14 protein-coding genes and 4 pseudogenes are annotated in these 16,815 nt (G+C 50.1%); 9 read left to right on the forward strand and 9 right to left on the reverse strand.

Features of this window, described 5'->3' with window-relative positions:
• Positions 1-382 precede the first annotated feature (382 nt).
• The 9 genes and pseudogenes from DZ54_RS24280 to DZ54_RS0113935 all read left to right on the forward strand — a co-directional run bounded on the left by DZ54_RS24280 (position 383) and on the right by DZ54_RS0113935 (position 9,120).
• On the forward strand, positions 383-547 hold the full coding sequence (locus DZ54_RS24280) for a hypothetical protein (RefSeq protein WP_240474016.1): 165 nt from the start codon (positions 383-385) through the stop codon (positions 545-547).
• Positions 548-898: 351 nt separating this feature from the next.
• Entirely contained in the window at positions 899-1,315 is a 417-nt protein-coding gene (gene rbsD / locus DZ54_RS0113900; protein WP_025674715.1) for a D-ribose pyranase, read from the forward strand.
• A 23-nt stretch (positions 1,316-1,338) separates the two neighbouring features.
• Positions 1,339-2,841: pseudogene (rbsA, locus tag DZ54_RS21925) on the forward strand (ribose ABC transporter ATP-binding protein RbsA).
• A pseudogene (gene rbsC / locus DZ54_RS21930) lies at positions 2,838-3,826 on the forward strand (ribose ABC transporter permease). The pseudogenes rbsA and rbsC overlap by 4 nt, the downstream one beginning before the upstream one ends.
• A 115-nt stretch (positions 3,827-3,941) precedes the next feature.
• On the forward strand, positions 3,942-4,835 hold the full coding sequence (gene rbsB / locus DZ54_RS0113915) for a ribose ABC transporter substrate-binding protein RbsB (RefSeq protein ID WP_025674717.1): 894 nt from the start codon (positions 3,942-3,944) through the stop codon (positions 4,833-4,835).
• An 85-nt stretch (positions 4,836-4,920) separates the two neighbouring features.
• On the forward strand, positions 4,921-5,850 hold the full coding sequence (gene rbsK, locus DZ54_RS0113920; RefSeq protein ID WP_025674719.1) for a ribokinase: 930 nt from the start codon (positions 4,921-4,923) through the stop codon (positions 5,848-5,850).
• A 34-nt stretch (positions 5,851-5,884) separates the two neighbouring features.
• Positions 5,885-6,889 carry a substrate-binding domain-containing protein gene (locus tag DZ54_RS0113925; RefSeq protein WP_025674721.1) on the forward strand — a complete coding sequence of 335 codons (1,005 nt, stop codon included), beginning with the start codon at positions 5,885-5,887 and terminating at the stop codon, positions 6,887-6,889.
• 236 nt (positions 6,890-7,125) lie between these two features.
• On the forward strand, positions 7,126-8,316 hold the full coding sequence (locus DZ54_RS0113930) for a J domain-containing protein (RefSeq protein ID WP_037354608.1): 1,191 nt from the start codon (positions 7,126-7,128) through the stop codon (positions 8,314-8,316).
• Between the two features lie 135 nt (positions 8,317-8,451).
• Positions 8,452-9,120, forward strand: a complete 669-nt coding sequence (locus DZ54_RS0113935) for a TIGR01621 family pseudouridine synthase (RefSeq protein ID WP_025674726.1) — start codon at positions 8,452-8,454, stop codon at positions 9,118-9,120.
• On the opposite strand, the gene gspS2 is transcribed toward DZ54_RS0113935, so the two are convergent.
• The 9 genes and pseudogenes from gspS2 to DZ54_RS24285 all read right to left on the reverse strand — a co-directional run.
• A complete protein-coding gene (gene gspS2, locus DZ54_RS0113940) occupies positions 9,113-9,490 on the reverse strand; it encodes a type II secretion system pilot lipoprotein GspS-beta (protein ID WP_025674727.1) in 378 nt (125 codons plus the stop codon). The genes DZ54_RS0113935 and gspS2 overlap by 8 nt on opposite strands.
• Positions 9,490-9,801, reverse strand: coding sequence for a YciI family protein (locus DZ54_RS0113945; RefSeq protein WP_025674728.1), 312 nt, complete (start codon positions 9,799-9,801; stop codon positions 9,490-9,492). Before DZ54_RS0113945 ends, gspS2 begins: the two co-directional genes overlap by 1 nt.
• A 178-nt stretch (positions 9,802-9,979) precedes the next feature.
• The gene (locus tag DZ54_RS0113950; RefSeq protein WP_164831601.1) at positions 9,980-10,582 is read right to left on the reverse strand and encodes a plasmid pRiA4b ORF-3 family protein; all 603 of its coding nucleotides are present in this window, start codon (positions 10,580-10,582) and stop codon (positions 9,980-9,982) included.
• Between the two features lie 137 nt (positions 10,583-10,719).
• Positions 10,720-12,015: a DUF7400 domain-containing protein gene (locus tag DZ54_RS0113955; RefSeq protein ID WP_025674731.1), complete on the reverse strand. Its 1,296-nt coding sequence runs from the start codon at positions 12,013-12,015 to the stop codon at positions 10,720-10,722.
• A gap of 513 nt (positions 12,016-12,528) precedes the next feature.
• A pseudogene (locus tag DZ54_RS21935) lies at positions 12,529-13,480 on the reverse strand (transposase).
• A gap of 310 nt (positions 13,481-13,790) precedes the next feature.
• Entirely contained in the window at positions 13,791-14,558 is a 768-nt protein-coding gene (gene miaE / locus DZ54_RS0113965) for a tRNA isopentenyl-2-thiomethyl-A-37 hydroxylase MiaE (protein ID WP_025674733.1), read from the reverse strand.
• Positions 14,559-14,666: 108 nt separating this feature from the next.
• Positions 14,667-16,204 (reverse strand): annotated as a pseudogene (locus DZ54_RS21940) (beta-N-acetylhexosaminidase); the annotation flags it as partial.
• 226 nt (positions 16,205-16,430) lie between these two features.
• Positions 16,431-16,631 (reverse strand): hypothetical protein, encoded by a 201-nt coding sequence (locus DZ54_RS27550; protein WP_420804860.1) that lies wholly within the window; start codon positions 16,629-16,631, stop codon positions 16,431-16,433.
• Positions 16,628-16,815: hypothetical protein (locus tag DZ54_RS24285; protein ID WP_164831602.1), on the reverse strand; the 188-nt coding region annotated here is incomplete at its 5' end. The genes DZ54_RS24285 and DZ54_RS27550, both read right to left, overlap by 4 nt.

The raw sequence follows: 16,815 nt of genomic DNA on the forward strand, positions 1-16,815 counted from the left end.
TGAGATATAACCCGGATATCCAGGCACAATGTCGGCGCCTAATGGAAAACGGTAAAAGTAAAATGCAGGCTTTAGGAGCTGGAATGCGCAAGCTGGTACAGATTTGTTTTGGTGTGGTGAAACATCAAAGCGAATACCACCCGCAAGTGGTTACATAACCCTTTACGGATGGTTCGGAGAGATGGTATCTACGCCTGGTTCGGGAATAAGGAGAAGAGTGCAAAGCAGTGTCTAGGCCCTAGAACTTTTTCTACAGTTTATCGAGAGTTTATCGAGGACAGTCACTTTTAGTTGCTTTTAGTTGGTCACTTTTAGTTGGGCTTGTTCGGGTGCTAAGCTAAATATGGCTGAGTTGGTTTCCGGCATTCGTAGGAGGTAAATCATGGCTAACCAGGACACAGAAAAGACGATACTCGAGCGTGAGCAACGGCGGTTTGCGGTGTCTGCCAATCGGGATAACGGCAGTCATCGGGTTCGCTACGTGGAAGCGGGTGGTGCTCGGTGGATAATGAGGAATGTACGTTTTGCCAAGCGGTGCCGGGTTTGAGTGAGCCGCTGGATAAGGACGAGAACTGAGACGCTGCGCTTCTAGAAACGAGAGACTAGGAAAAGCGTAAAGCAGTGCCTAGGACCCTAGGATCTTTCTAGTCTTTACCTAACCCAGCCCCGTCATGTGATCTCTCCCTCCCTTTACTAATGACTCTGATATCAATAGTTGATCCCCTTCACATCTACGTGTCTTAAGTGTGGTGAATTTTGCGTGGGTATTTATTCTCTATCTTATATCGAAACGTTTCGATGGCGTTTTTTCTAACAGAAAATCCGATAAAAGAAGGCGTTTCCACGTTGTTCGAGGTGTAAGCGCTGAATGATCCCATCGTGAGTGAGAAGGTGATGAATGAATAAGCATGGTTTGCTCCATCCAGAGCTCGCGCAGCTCGTCACGCAAATCGGGCATACCGATGAATTGACGGTGTGTGATGCGGGACTTCCGATCCCAGACTCGGTGTCGCGTATTGATTTGGCGCTGACTAAAGGGGTGCCGAGCTTTATGCAAACGGTCGAGGCTATATTATCGCATGCCTGTATTGAGTCTGTGGTGATGGCCGAGGAGCTTGCAACCGTTAGTCCGGCGCTGCATCAGGCACTGCTTGCCCGATTAGAGCAAGAAGGGGCAGGGGGTAAGCCGATTACGGTAACGTATATCAGCCACGAGGCCTTTAAAGCGCGCACGGCGCAGAGTAAAGCGGTGGTACGCACCGGCGAGTGCACGCCTTATGCCAATGTGATTTTTCAAGCCGGTGTCACCTTTTAGGTGGGCCTAAGCGAGTAACCACGATGACGCAACCTATCTTACAGCTCAGCCAAGTCGTAAAAACCTTTCCTGGGGTGCGCGCCTTAGATGAAGCGAGCTTAAATGTATATCCCGGCGAGGTGATGGCGCTACTCGGTGAGAACGGCGCGGGCAAATCGACCTTGATGAAGGTCTTAACTGGGATTTATCACGCCGATAGCGGTGAGGTCAATTACCAAGGCGCGCCGGTGTCGTTTAAGGCCCGCGCGATTCGCAGCAGGCGGGGATCAGCATTATTCACCAAGAGCTGAATTTGATCCCCGAGCTGACCATTGCCGAGAACATCTTTCTAGGCCGTGAATTTACTAATCGGTTTGGCAAGATTGATTGGGCCAAAATGGTTGAGGAAGCGGATAAGCTGCTGGCGCGTTTAAATGTCAACGCGCGCGGATCCACGCCGCTTGGTGAGATTAGCCTGGGCGAGCAGCAGATGGTGGAGATTGCCAAAGCGCTGTCGTTTGAGTCGCAGGTGATCATTATGGATGAGCCGACCGATGCGCTAACCGACACCGAAACCGCCTCGCTGTTTGCGGTGATTAATGAGCTACGTGCGCAGGGCTGCGGCATTGTTTATATCTCTCACCGTTTAAAAGAAATTTTTGAGATTTGCGATCGGGTCACCGTGTTACGCGACGGCAAGTTTATTGGTGAATGTGCCGTTAGTGACACCGATGAAGATGGCCTGATTGAAATGATGGTGGGCCGTAAGCTCGCCGAGCAATACCCACGTAGCGATGTCAGCCCCGATGGAGTAAGCCTTGAGGTGGACAGTGTGAGTGGTCATGGGGTGGAGGACGTCAGTTTTCGTCTTCGCCGTAATGAAATTCTGGGCGTGTCAGGTTTGATGGGCGCCGGGCGTACGGAGCTGATGAAGATCATTTATGGTGCCATGCCGCGCGAGGCGGGCACTATTCGACTGGATGGCAAGGTGGTTAACCCAGTGAGTCCTCAAGATGCACTGGCAAACGGCATTGCGTATATCTCTGAAGACCGCAAAGGTGAGGGCTTGGTGCTGGGTTTGTCGGTAAAAGACAACATGTCACTCAGTGCACTCGATAAGCTCACCCATTGGGGCAAAATTCAGCCGCGCGATGAAGTGATGGCGGTGGATGATTTTATTCGCCTTTTTAACATCAAAACCCCCACCCGCGAGCAAATCATTGGCAACTTATCGGGGGGAAATCAGCAGAAAGTGGCGATTGCCAAAGGCTGATGACCAAGCCAAAGGTGCTGATTTTGGACGAGCCGACGCGCGGTGTTGACGTGGGTGCCAAAAAAGAAATCTATCAGTTAATTAACCAATTTAAAGCCGAGGGCATGAGCATCATTTTGGTGTCGTCAGAAATGCCTGAAGTGCTTGGCATGAGCGATCGCATCTTAGTGATGCACGAAGGCCGTATTTGCGGTGAGTTTGATGCCGAGGATGCGATCAAGAAACCCTGCTTGCCTGTGCGGTAGGCAAACAGCCCAATGAGGATGCAGCATGAGCGCAAATGCAATGAATAAGTCCCAGCCGTCAGAGGATGGACGCAAACCCCGATTCAGCAAAGCCTGGTTGATTGAGCAAAAGTCGCTCATCGCCCTATTAGTCCTGATCGTGGTGATGTCCTTCTTGAACAGCAACTTCTTCATGATGGATAACTTGCTTAACATCCTACGTCAGACCTCGGTGAATGCGATTATCGCGGTGGGGATGACGTTGGTGATCTTAACGGCAGGGATTGATTTGAGTGTTGGCTCAGTGCTGGCATTGTGCGGTGCGTTTGCGGCGAGCTTGATTGCGGTCGAAGTGCCTGTGTTAGTGGCAGTGCCAACGGCTTTGTTTGCCGGCGCAGCGATTGGCGCGATGACCGGTGTGGTGGTCGCCAAAGGCAAGGTGCAGGCGTTTATTGCTACCTTGGTCGCGATGACTCTCTATCGCGGGGTCACCATGGTGTATACCGATGGTCGACCTATTTCCGCGGGCTTTACTGAAACGGCCGACGCGTTTGCGTGGTTTGGGACCGGTTATTTACTGGGCATCCCAGTGCCTGTGTGGCTGATGGCTATCGTCTTTATCGGTGCTTGGTATTTGCTTAATCATACCCGCTTTGGCCGTTACATCTACGCCCTCGGTGGCAATGAATCGGCAGCGCGCCTATCGGGTATCAATGTCGATCGGATCAAAATCGGTGTTTACAGCATTTGCGGCATGCTTGCAGCCTTGGCCGGGATTATCGTCACCTCACGCCTGTCCTCTGGCCAACCGACGGCTGGGACAGGCTATGAGCTCGACGCCATTGCGGCGGTCGTCCTTGGCGGTACCAGCTTGATGGGCGGTAAAGGCAAGATCATGGGCACGCTGATTGGTGCGCTGATTATCGGCTTTTGAACAACGCCCTTAACTTGCTGGACGTGTCGTCTTACTACCAAATGATTGCCAAAGCAGTGGTGATTTTGCTCGCCGTGCTGGTGGACAACAAAAACAAATAGCTAGCTTGTTGGAGCTTGTTGGGACAGACACTTTAAGTTACCGGGACAGGCACTTTTATTTCTGTTTAATTCGTGAATAAAAACAATACCCTACAAACACAAAAGGACTGAACGCATGAAAAAACTGACTACTTTGATTACCACCGCGCTTTTGTCGTCAACGCTGAGCATCAGTGCGCAGGCGGAAGATAGAATGGCGATCGTGGTTTCAACCTTAAACAATCCATTTTTTGTCACCATGAAAGAGGGCGCGGAGCAAAAAGCGCAAGATCTGGGCTATGAGCTATTGGTGCTCGATTCGCAAAACGACGCCAGTAAAGAGCTTTCTAACGTGGAAGATCTGACCATCCGTGGTGTGAAAGCCATTTTGATTAACCCCACTGATTCCGATGCGGTCTCTAATGCTATTCGTATTGCTAATCGCGCTGACATTCCAGTGATCACCCTAGACCGTGGTGCGAGCCGTGGTGAGGTGGTGAGCCATATTGCCTCGGATAACGCGCAAGGCAGTAAAATGGCGGCGGAGTTTATTATGGGTAAAGTCGGTGAGCGTGCCAAAGTGATCCAGCTTGAGGGCATTGCTGGCACCTCGGCAGCTCGCGAGCGTGGTGAAGGCTTTATGGAGGCCATTGAAGGTACGGACGTCGAGCTGCTCGCCAGTCAGCCGGCGGATTTTGACCGTACCAAAGGCCTGAATGTGATGGAAAACTTGCTCGCGGCCTATCCAGACGTGGAAGCAGTATTCGCGCAAAACGATGAGATGGCGTTCGGCGCATTGCGTGCAGTGCAGGCATCGGGCAAAGATGTCACTATTGTCGGTTTTGATGGCACCAAAGATGGTATTGCGGCCGTTGAGCGTGGCCATTTGGCGGCGACCATCGCCCAGCAACCGGGTATGATTGGTGAGCTCGGTGTTGAAACGGCGGATAAAGTGCTGAAAGGTGAGTCGGTAGACAGTTATATTCCGGTACCGCTGAAAGTGATCAGTCAAGAAACGATCACTGAATAAATCGGAATGGAATAACACATACTGAGCACCACCGAGTTCGCGCTGGGTGGTGCTTTATTGATTTAAAAAACGGTAAGGAAGGGTAATGAGCCGATTGGTTGTTCTTGGCAGCGTCAATGCTGATCATGTTTTGCGTGTCTCTAGTTTTCCACGTCCTGGAGAGACATTACACGGTCGCGATTATGCGGTGATTGCAGGTGGCAAAGGCGCAAATCAAGCGGTGGCGGCGGTGCGTTGTGGTGCGGATGTTGCCTTTATTGCCAGTGTGGGTGACGACGCCTTTGGCCAGCAGATTCGTCAGTCTTATGCGCAAGAGGGGATGGATGTCAGTGCGATGAAGGTACAGCCTGATACGCCGACCGGGATTGCGATGATCCAAGTGACTGATCAAGGTGAGAACAGTATCGCGTTATCGGCGGAGGCCAATGCGGCACTGACGGCCGAGGCGATGGTTTCAGATTTAGATGCAATTGATCAGGCAGACTATTTGCTGATGCAGTTAGAAACGCCGATGTGTGGGATTGAAAAAGCCGCGTTTCATGCCAAAGCGTCGAAGACGAAAGTGGTGCTTAATCCGGCGCCCGCTGCCGCACTGAGTGACAAACTGTTGGCGGCGGTCGACATTATCACGCCGAATGAAACTGAAGCACAAAGCCTGACTGGCATTGCGGTGACAGATACCGCGAGTGCGCAAGCGGCATCAAATGTGCTGCACCAAAAAGGTATCGAGACGGTGCTGATCACCTTAGGTAAACAAGGCGTGTGGCTGAGTGAAAAAGCGCAAAAGAAAGGGAGATTAATCCCAGGTTTTGTTGTCGATGCCGTGGATACCACTGCCGCTGGCGATACGTTTAATGGAGCGCTAGTCACTGGATTGATAGAGGGACAGGCACTTTATCAGGCGATTCGTTTTGCTCATGCCGCGGCCGCTTTATCCGTCACCCAGCGTGGCGCACAAACCTCGATTCCCTCGCGCGCAGATGTCGATGCCTTTTTGGCAAAGCAACATGATTAATCCTCATTTCCCCCTTGGCAGCGGAGTGCGATAAATGGCGACCATGAAAGATATTGCTAAACAGGCGGGCGTGTCGACATCAACGGTCAGTCATGTTATCAACAACACCCGCTATGTCAGTGAGGCGATTGCTGAAAAGGTCAACCAAGCCGCGAAAGAACTCAATTATTACGCCCCGTCGGCGCTGGCGCGCAGCTTAAAAGTTAATCGAACTAAAACGTTTGGCATGCTGGTGACGACTTCTACCAATCCGTTTTTTGGTGAAGTAGTAAAAGGCGTCGAGCGAAGCTGTTACCGCAATGGCTACAGTTTGATTTTATGCAACACGGAAGGCGATGCAGAGCGTATGCGCGCTTCAATTGATACGCTGTTGCAAAAGCGGGTCGATGGTTTGATTTTGATGTGCTCGACCTTGGAAGGTGAGCGGATTGAAGGCTTTGATCGTTATCCTGATATTCCAGTGGTGGTGATGGATTGGGGCCCGATCGATTTTACCTGCGATAAAATCCAAGACAACTCCTATCAAGGAGGCTATTTAGCTACCCAGCACTTGATAGATTGTGGTCATCGCCAGATTGGCTGTATCAGCGGTCCTTTGGCAAAACATCAGGCGCAAATGCGTTTTCAAGGGTTTAACGATGCGCTGCGTGATGCTGGGCTCGTTGAACATCCCGACTGGATGGTGGAAGCGGATTTTGAGTGTGAAGGGGGGTATCAAGGTTTACAGGCGATTGCTGAGTGTGGATCCTTGCCGACCGCGATTTTTGCAGGTAATGACATGATGGCGATGGGGGCCATCAATGCTGCTAATGCGCTCGGCATTCGGGTACCCAAGGATCTTTCTATCATGGGATACGATGATATCCATCTCGCCAAATTTATCTCTCCATCTCTTACGACTATTCACCAACCTAAATATCGCCTCGGCCAAGCGGCGGTCGAAACGCTCCTTAGTAAACTTGATAATCCCAACAGCGACAGTCAAACCGTACAGCTCGAGCCAACGTTAGTGGTGCGCGAGAGTGTGAAGCGGGTGTAGCTACCGGAGAAGCTTTCGGGGACAGGCACTTTGATAGCGATCGAGGACAGGTAGCGATCGCGACAGCTACCGGGGACAGGCACTTTGACAGCTACCGGGGACAGGCACTTTAAGCTTTAGCGGTTCCAGCTTGTCCAACGGAATGAGACTCTCCTAATATGTAACAAGCGGTTGTGATTTATTGTTGGGCTAAAGTTGCGATATGCTACGACAAATTCACTAACTCAATACTGTTTATGACAACCGTAACGATTTCCGCATTAACCAGCACGGACGCTTCACCCAAGCAACAGAAAAAATTACGTCAGCTTTGGGCGGATGTAGAAAAAAAGCAGCAACGCAATCAACGTTATCAAGCTAAATTAGATAAGTTTTATCAGGAGTTTAAGCAGCAGATTGAGCCCCTAGAGCAGGAGGTGTGTTTTGCGACTGAGGCTTGGATTCGCCATTTGATTGCGTTTGTACCGCGAAAATCAATTAAAGGAAAACAGCGAGAGTCGCTCTACGAGTGGATAGAAGAAGAGCTTGAGATTATTGAGTCGAACCCATTTAATCCCGTTAACACGCGTGATCTTCGCGAGACTTTTACGGCTCTTCTCGTTGAGCGGTCTGAAAGTGAGGCGCAAGGGGTGGCGTTCTCACAAGAAGATCTCAATCAAGTTCGGGATGAGCTTTCTCAGATACTTGGCGAACCGGTGAAGATAAGTGATGAGGAGCTGGGCGTGCTCGTGACGTCGCCAGAGAAACTGCAGGAATTTGTGTTTTCTTTTTTGGATGAGAAAGCGCGGGAGAGTGCGGATGACGAGGCCGAGGATGCCACGTTTTATTTTGACGATTTTTTTGAGCAGAGTCAGCAAGCTGGCGAAGATGACGATCATGTTAGCGATGATCAACCTGGCGGTGCGGCAATTTTGTTTGATGATAAGCGAATGGCAAAGCTTTACCGCCAACTGGCCAAGCTACTTCATCCCGATAGAGAGCGCGATCCGGCAAAGCAAGCAGAAAAACAGGGATTAATGCAGCAGCTATCGCAAGCAAAAAAAGACAAAGACCCACTTGCGCTGCTGCTTTTAGCGCAACGCTTTTTACCTGACCATGAATTAGCGCTCGATAACGACATGTTGCGCCACCTTGAAGTATCACTTAAGGCTAAGGTGACGCAACTGAGCCAGGAGTATGAGGCGCTGCAACATGGTGGTAAGGATATGAAAAGTGTCATATGGCACCGCTTCGGGGGTGGCAATAAAGCGTCTCGTCAACGCGTCTTAGATAAGTATCGATATCAGTTGATTGACGGTGCAGACGAGTTACGAACACAATGTGAGGAAATAACCACAGTGAAGGAACTTCAAAACCATCTCAAAGTCCGTGTGGATCAAAGAATACAGCTTGAACAAGTGTTCATGGATAGCGGTTTGTTTATGTAATCTTTGGCAGCTCGCTTGAGCTTTGGTTTTGACATGCTTTGGTCAGGACAGACACTTTTATCGTTGCCCTAGCAGCTTGGGGCTGAAGTCGTTATGATGCCTGTCCTCAATAGCCAACCGGTAAATCTCCTCGTTATGTTTTCAGTTGTCGACCAAAACCAGCACTTTGTGGTGATTAATAAACACCATGGCGTTAGTGTGCAAAGAGAAGCCGATGAAGCGGCATTGTTGCCTGCAGTCGCGGAGCACATTGGGGCTGAGAAAGTGTATCTGGTGCATCGGTTAGACAAGATGACATCGGGCTTATTGTTACTGGCGACGTCTTCGCATGCGGCGTCTGTCCTCTCTGGGCTGTTTGCGTCACGCGAGATAGAAAAGTTCTATTTGGCATTAAGCGCAAAAAAGTCGCGCAAAAAGCAGGGACAGATCGTCGGAGACATGACCAAGGGGCGACGAGGCAGTTGGAAGTTGCTGACCAGTAAAGACAATCCTGCGAGAACGCGCTTTATCTCGGTCGCAGGCGGAGAGGGGAAACGACTTTTTCTCTGTCGGCCTTACACGGGCAAAACCCATCAAATTCGAGTGGCGATGAAAAGTATTGGTTCGCCTCTCATCGGGGATGATTACTATGGCGGCGAGCCTGCGGATCGTGGCTATCTGCACGCTTATGGGCTGCAATTTACTTGCCGCTTTGCAGACGATCAGCCCACAGAGCGCTACAGCTATGTGCTGCCCCCGAGCCAAGGCGAATTGTGGCCTACCTTACCTGTGGGGTGGGAGCAGCCTTGGTGCTTAATTAGCTAGCACAGCTTGGTGCATCAATAGCATTATTGAGGATTTGTCGTCCGCGGGTATCGCGAACCAAAATGGTATAGCTGATACCGCTGTCTAACACACTGCGGATATCGGTGTCCTCGCAATAACGACGTTTTAAGCCGGAAAAGAGCTGTCCCGGTGCTTTTTTCGCATTCTTCTCCAGAAGCGTCAACTCAATGATGGCATCTTGCGCACGTGCTCGAACCAATGAGTAGCCTTCAATATCCATCGGTAGTAGCTGTGCAATCATATCGGCACGCTGGATAGCGGCTTCTGCGGCTTGGTCATGTTGGGTACTACTACACGCACTCAGCATTAGCCCAAGGCAGGTTATCATCAATATGTTAACTAATCGCATTAGGCGGGATCCTGCGGAAGTACTTTTTTGAAAGGTTTAACGGTCACGCTCTCATAGACGCCTGCGGCAACATAAGGGTCTTTGTCGGCCCATGCCTTTGCGGCTGATAGTGATTCAAACCAGGCTATAACGGTTGAGCCAGTAAATCCAGCTTCACCTGGCTCTTCGCTGTCAACGGCAGGGTTTGGCCCGGCAATCATCAAGCGGTTTTCTTTTTCCAGTTGGTGTAAGCGCTCAAGGTGTGCGTCACGCGCTTGCTTGCGTAGCGGTAGGCTGTTCTCGACGTCTTGCGAATAAATGAGATACCACATCGTTGTTGTCCTTGATGGATGTTTGTAAGCATTAGGATACAGAGTCCAGATTTCTGAGTACAGCGTATTTAAGCATTGGCAGGACAGGCACTTTTGTTAGCGGGTGTTAGTGGAACAGGCGCGAAAGTTAAACGTGCCTGTCCCACTAGAAAGTTAACGTGCCTGTCCCACTATGTGGCTAGTCGAAAACAGGAGGTGTTTCTTCTTTTAGTCTCTGATTCACTTCGTTTTTATCAAAGTGTTTTGCGTCCCAATCCTGCATATTGAAGAGGTCTAGGATCTCTTGCTCGTCGTCGCTGAGTGGTGCGCGTTTTGATAGTTTTAGTAGGTCTTTGTATCTGTGTATGCCGCCGCAATCTTCTGGCGGGCAGGCGCCATTGCCTGCCGTGACTTTAGGCTGCGTGCAATTGCGAGTATTCAGTTTCTCAAGGGTGATGGTGTGGTGCCAGTCATCGCCAAAATCATACACATACTCGATGGTATCTCCTGGCTCTTGGAGTGCTACTCCGATAGGTAAAGATGCCGCTTGTGTATCGGATTCATCGTGAAGATCAATGTGGCCAAAGGGTGTGGTGAACATGGCAAGGTGTTCATGCTCCCAACCCATAATGTTTTGAATACAATCGTGCAGCGCTATAAAGGATACAGCGTTTGAAATGGTAAAACGGCGCCAGATTTTTGGACGGCTATTATTAAGCTCAATGTGTAGTACGATACCTTGGGGACGCTCTATGGCCTGGGGGCCGTGCGCCATCGCATTGTCTTCTGCCTGCTGTTGCATACTCAGCTCTGCGAGATGGTCGAAAAGCGGAAAGGTTTTTCTCATGCGATCAGGTGCTTGCAACGCATACGCCGCGGCAAATATAAATAGTTTGCTGGGTGAAAACGGTGTGCTTTCTTGCTTGCTGTAATGCGTGATTAGCCACTCAACGCGAGTGCTTTGATATAGGGTTCAGGGTGTTCGAGATAATAGCGGTTCCGAACCTTGCGTAGGGTATCTAGCGTTGGGTCGATCGATTCAGCGATCGTCCATGTCTCTATCAATGGGGTATTGACTAACAGTTTGCTGGATAGATGTCCTCGTGCTAACGCGTCCGGGTGTTTACCTGGGAAGTCACACGTGGAGGCGAGTTTATCTAATGAGAACGGTTGTGGTTCTGTCCATTGTGACGGAAGAAGCGCAAGCATATGCAGCGTGTCAGGATCGAGGGGCTCTTGCTGTTCGTCTAGCGCCCAACAAAGTATGTGTCGCAAGATATTGGGATGGCATTGAACGACGTCGACAGCGGTGTCCATTTCTGCGGTCATTTTTTTATATTGCACGGTGTCGACGGGATTGGTATCAAAGTAGCTATCTACTAAACCGAAACCTAAGCGAAAAACGCCACCGAAAACATGTGCATTTTTAGTTGTTGGGTCGATGAGCAGTCCGTTAAATAGTATGGCGTGGTTGCCGTCTGGATAGGACAGGTAAAGCTCGGTCACTTGATGTTGTTCGGCTTGTTTGCTGTATTGCATGGCTGATTTTTGCCATGCTGACAGGTGGGTTTTTACGCTATCGTGACCAAAGCGCTGGATGAGGGTTAGATATTGGCGCTGTCCAAGGGACTTCCATCTTTTTGCTGAAAGGCTATTGAGTACACTCGCTGCGCTGTCGGCGATCTTAGGCTCGGCATTGAGGCTCAAAAGCAAAAGCGCATCAATTGACCAAGGTTGATGGCTCATCATTGTGAGCAATCCTTGAATTTCTTGCTCGGTGAGAAAGACAAGTTCACCGCTCACAAACTGACAAAAAGCAAGCCCAGTATCGATCCCAAATTTATTGAGATCAGCGACAAGATTCTCGGTCAATTTTTCATGATCTTGTCCCAGGTGCTCTCGCTGCTCAATGGCCCTCTGCTGAATGCGTTCACGCACTTTCATGATGATCTCATCGTCAACATGTAGTTTGAGGTGCTTCATGCATTTGATGATTTCACCGGTGAGCATCAGGTTAATATGATCGTCGCCTAGTTCAAGTGCGTGAGCGAGAACTCCATTCGCGATATCGATGATTTCAGTGATGTCATGACTACGCGAATGAATACGCAGGTCATCGGCCATTTGTGAAAAGTAATCGACAAAAAGCTCCTCTTGGCGCTCGTCGAATGCCTTTGATAGGGACAGGCCAATCGGTAGCGCGGTAATAAAAGATTCTGGTGAACCGTTTATCAACTGGCGTTGATCTGGCTGATGTCGGTGATGGGCATGTAGTGCTGGATAGCCTCGAGGAGCGCTTGCGCAGAAGGTGGAAGTTCCATGTTATTGGCCTAGGTTGGATTGTGATTAATTAATTGTGTAAGCGTACAAAAAATTTCTCTGAAAAACGACTGTCTCTGTTGTGTCTCTATTGGGACAGGCACATTTGCGTTTTATCTGGGACAGCCATCACTATTAACCAGCAAATGGTTGTTAAAGTGTCTGTCCTAATAAAATCTGACCTCTTTAAAATCCGAACATGCCTTTACCCTCCTGTAACTTGAAGGTTTATTCAGGTTGGAAACTAGTGAGGAGGTAATATGATGCTGTAATCAGTCCCCAGAAGGTGGGGCCAAAGAATTAAAGCCGCTCTTAAAAGCGGTAGGTATTTTGTTCGTATTTATAATGGTGCTGGCTTATTGGGTAGGGTAGATTTTCGGGCTAGTATGACGATTCCTTTACGCATTGATGCGTGTTTTGGTGCTAGCCTCAATGATTTGGGATCATGACACCGGTCATGCGTTTTAGGCCCAGTGTTGGCAATACGGCCTGGATACTCGACAGCGAACCCACTATATTCCCACACTCTAAGTAAGTGCATGTATTCAGCCAAGTTCCACTCGACATATTCAGTCGTGTGAGTAGATGTGGTCTCGGGGTCGAATTGGCATCTTGCCCCTGATGGCAGGTCCATTCAACCAGTGCTAAATAGTCCATTAGCCGAAACGGAATGCCGTCGGGCATGGTTCTTCTTGGGTTGCCGGCAAAGGGGAATAAGGCCCGCTGGGGTCGCTTTATTTTGCTTGAGTGACTCCATACGCTTTTTTATCGAAGTGTAATCCGCATGCTCGGGTGCTTTGACTATGTCAGCTCTTACTGGGTTTAAATCGACATACGCCATGGCTACCGCAAGCGCTTTTTCATCTAATAAGGCCTGGCTTTTAAAGCGTCCCTCCCAAAAATGTCCCGTGCATTGATCTTCTCGGTTCGCTTGTGTCGAAATATATTGATTGAGTAACTTCATAAACCAACTGACAGACATCAAACGCTCGCGCCAGCTTTCAATGATCTGACAGCACGCTTTGTGCTCTGATTTAGAAAGGGATTCTCCCTGACGAAAACGTTGGATGAGTGCCGGAGCCTGGTGAAAGGCTAGCCAGCGGTCGATAACGTCGGTATTTGTCAGGGACTGGGCAGCTTTTGCATTGATATGTAGAACAACGTGATAATGGTTGCTCATAATGGCGTAAGCGCAGATATCGATGCAAAAAGCTTTGGCTAGTGTAAGTAAACGCTTTTCTATCCATGCGCGACGATGCTCATAGCTTTTTTGCGATTGAGCGTCATAGCCACACAGAAAAGAGCGGCGCACACAGCGCGAGACGCAATGGTAATAGGGCGTTGCTTCTAGGTTCACTAAAGATGTGCGAGCTTTGGTCATCGTCAGTCCCTTTTGGTATATGGGTATATGTAAAAGGTACTGTATAAATGCACAGTTATCACTTTTCTAAACGCTAATTTCGTGGCACCGCAAGAAATGTTGTAACTGTTAAATTAGTTAGTTACTAAAGGGGCCTGTCCCGATTAGTGAAATAAAATAATGAGGACAGGCTTGCCGTAGAGCCAGAAACTAGGGGGGAAACTAGGGGGACAGTCACTAAGAAGTGCCTGTCCCTGGAAAGGAAACTTAGTAGGGACATGTGTAAAGGTGTCTGTCCTCGCAGGAAATCACCTGTCCCCATAAGGAGAAGCTAGGCAGGGGTGCCGCTGTGGAAGCGGAATTGGTTGTCGGGTGCTTGGATTAGCTCGGCTTCGCGTGCACCGATCGTTTGGATTCGGTCGCGAATGTCTTTGCCGGCGATGGTTTCCGCCAGCGTCAGGTAATCTTGATAATGGCGTGCTTCGGAGCGCAGTAGCGAGATGTAGAACTTTTGCAGTTCATCATCGAGGTGCGGGGCGACTTTTGCAAAGCGCTCGCAGGAGCGTGCTTCAATGTAGGCGCCAATAATCAGTTTATCGACCAAGGTAGCCGGTTCGTGAGTGCGTGCCGCGCGCATTAATCCTTTGGCGTAGCGGCCTGCTTCTATGGGCTGATAAGGAATGCTGCGTGCGTCCATGATTTCAATCACTTGCTCAAAGTGATGAAACTCTTCTTTGATTAACCGGACCATTTTATCAATCAAGGCTTGGCCGTGGGCAAAACCCGCTTTAGGAGTTAAAGGCGCGCTGAGACCGTTTTTGCGTCCATGAAAAATTCCATCGCGAGCGCCGCGATAGACAAAATCTTCATAGGGTTTGGCCCATGCTAGCAGTTGCTCGCCACTCGCCGCGTCGACTGCATATTTACGGATCAGCCACATCGCGGTTTGGCTGGCTTTCAGTTCACAGTTAGCGTGGTCGCGCAAAAGAATCGATTGGTTGTCAGGCTTGATAGCTTCGTCAATCCAACTGTCCGGGGTCTGACAGTGTAGAAAACCATGAATGGGGGTGAGTAGGGTATTGATCTGTTGGCGTAGCATGCCGAAAACACTCTTAGACTGACAACAATGGTGGGCATTATAAACAGATGGGATGTGAGCGCAAAGAGCTGGCAGCGCAGGAGACGCTGCCAGGTGGGCGAATTCGGCCTACTTGTTCGATGCCCAAGGGGAACGGTATTGAATACCGAACGTGTCTAAGCGCGGCAGTTGTGCTTTTAACCTGGCCAGGTAATCGAGCCAATCACGGCGTTCGCTTTGGCTCCATGCTGCTTCTGCAATGGCGGTAAGCTTGGAAATACCATGTAATCGAGCCTATCCTGATTGGTGATCAGTTCACTCCAAAGTGCACATTGCACGCCTAGCATGTGGTCTCGGGCGGGATCGTCGCTTGCGAGACTTGCCAGTGGCTCATATTGGTAGGCTTTTTCTAATGGCGTGACGCCCGCCCAGTCGAGGCCGGGTTCGGTGGCAGCATAATCTTGCACCATATCGAGGTACGTGGTTTGGCCGGGGGTTAAAATCACATCAAAGCCATGCTGCGCACAATGCAAGGCTGCCTCCTCGCTTTGCCATGAATAGATCACGGTGTTTTTGCTGACTTTATCCCCGTGCTGCACTTCTTCCCAGCCAACCATACGTTTGCCTAAGGCGCGTAGCTTTTGCTCAGCATAGGTCAGTATTTGCCCCTGTAGCGACGCGGTTGTCTCTCCGTGCGCGCGCCTGTCCCGACAAACTGGGCTGTCTGTCCATACCCCGTCAGGGACTTCATCGGCGCCAATATGGACCCATGAGGCGGGAAAAAGCTCAGCGACTTCACTCAGTACTGTATCTAAAAATCGGTAGGTGCCATCGAGGGCTGGCGACAATACGTTATCGGTGTAGTGCTGTACACTGCGGTAGGTGGATCGATCGTTGGTATCGTGCAGCCAATCAGGCAGCGCTTTGATTGCCGCGCGGCAGTGGCCGGGAATATCAATTTCTGGAATGACGGTAATACCGCGCGCCGCGGCGTATTCAATCACGTCGCGCACTTCCTCTTGGCGATAATAACCTTCATGACGTTCTGCAATATGACTGAACTGCGGGGCAAGACGGGTATTGGGGCCGCGCTGGCTTCCATAGCGGGTTAATTCAGGCAGAGCTTTAATCTCCAATCGCCAGCCTTCATCGTCGGTTAAATGCCAGTGAAAAGTATTGAACTTGAAATAGGCCAACTGGTTAATCAGCCGCTTTACCGTGTCCACCGAATGAAAATGGCGCGCACAATCGAGCATCATCCCTCGGTAACCAAATCGTGGTGCATCGCTGATTTTTATTGCCGGTAGACGCAGCCGTGTTTCTTCTTCTTGGCAAAGTTGTAGCAGCGATGCGCAGCCGTGGATAAATCCTCGATCAGTACAGGCTTGGATCACCACACCTTGGTCGGTCACCGTGAGTTGATACGCCTCATCACGGTGTTCAATATCGCGAAGTACGGTGTCGGGTAACGGTCGCAAAATAATCGCATGATCACCAGTCATAGCATCTTGATGGCGCGGATCGAGTGCGATATCTGCATCTGGATACAGACGAATTAACTCATTACTTAGCCACTGGGCAGCCGGAAGGGCTTGTGTATCCACGGCGAGCAAAGGGGTCGTGGGTGAAAGCACAAAGTATCCTGGCTGGTGGCGAATTGATTTAGGCGCGGGAATGATCGCGTGCTCGGCGGGATTAACATCTGGGATCGACGAACGTGTGGTATAGGTGTGCGCTAAGTTGATGGGTGTGAGCATCACTGAATATTGCTCGCCGTTGGCATAGAGCAGCGCATCTTTAAAGCCGGCACAAAGGAAGCGTAATGGCGGTGTATGGGCATCAAACTCAATGTATAAGCTCTGATTAGCCCCAGTGTTTGACGCTCGGGTGTCATCACGCAATAGCTTCCGATTTGTTCAATGCTGCCTTGTGAGAGAGTCTTGGGTTGATGAAGCGATCAAACAATACCGCAATGGACAGCGCTTCCAACGAACAGTCGGTGAGATTATGCAAGGTTAACCCCATTCGACTGCGCGGTGGGGTGTCATTGGGGTACTCGTTGATCACACTAAGATCGAGGCGATAAGTCATCACGCGTTCTCCTTGTTCGAGTGGCCGTTGCCAACCAGCGTTTGCGCACTAATGGCGAGCATAAACCAGCTTGCATGGGGTAACCACTGCTCGCCCCATCGCCAGTTTTGCGCCATATCATCGCAATAGGGCATGGGGTTGAATGCAATCTGTGTTTCATCCTCCATCCCTGCGGTAATGCCATTGC

Origin of the sequence: Salinivibrio socompensis S35 (genome assembly GCF_000513715.1) — a bacterium.
GTDB classification, from domain to species: Bacteria; Pseudomonadota; Gammaproteobacteria; order Enterobacterales; family Vibrionaceae; genus Salinivibrio; species Salinivibrio socompensis.

What these genes read in the sequence shown, in the direction of transcription:
- DZ54_RS24280 (WP_240474016.1), top strand. Translation starts at nt 383, where the DNA reads ATGGCTAACCAGGACACAGAAAAGACGATACTCGAGCGTGAGCAACGG.
- rbsD (WP_025674715.1), top strand. Translation starts at nt 899, where the DNA reads ATGAATAAGCATGGTTTGCTCCATCCAGAGCTCGCGCAGCTCGTCACG.
- rbsB (WP_025674717.1), top strand. Translation starts at nt 3,942, where the DNA reads ATGAAAAAACTGACTACTTTGATTACCACCGCGCTTTTGTCGTCAACG.
- rbsK (WP_025674719.1), top strand. Translation starts at nt 4,921, where the DNA reads ATGAGCCGATTGGTTGTTCTTGGCAGCGTCAATGCTGATCATGTTTTG.
- DZ54_RS0113925 (WP_025674721.1), top strand. Translation starts at nt 5,885, where the DNA reads ATGGCGACCATGAAAGATATTGCTAAACAGGCGGGCGTGTCGACATCA.
- DZ54_RS0113930 (WP_037354608.1), top strand. Translation starts at nt 7,126, where the DNA reads ATGACAACCGTAACGATTTCCGCATTAACCAGCACGGACGCTTCACCC.
- DZ54_RS0113935 (WP_025674726.1), top strand. Translation starts at nt 8,452, where the DNA reads ATGTTTTCAGTTGTCGACCAAAACCAGCACTTTGTGGTGATTAATAAA.
- gspS2 (WP_025674727.1), bottom strand. Translation starts at nt 9,490, where the DNA reads ATGCGATTAGTTAACATATTGATGATAACCTGCCTTGGGCTAATGCTG.
- DZ54_RS0113945 (WP_025674728.1), bottom strand. Translation starts at nt 9,801, where the DNA reads ATGTGGTATCTCATTTATTCGCAAGACGTCGAGAACAGCCTACCGCTA.
- DZ54_RS0113950 (WP_164831601.1), bottom strand. Translation starts at nt 10,582, where the DNA reads ATGCAACAGCAGGCAGAAGACAATGCGATGGCGCACGGCCCCCAGGCC.
- miaE (WP_025674733.1), bottom strand. Translation starts at nt 14,558, where the DNA reads ATGCTACGCCAACAGATCAATACCCTACTCACCCCCATTCATGGTTTT.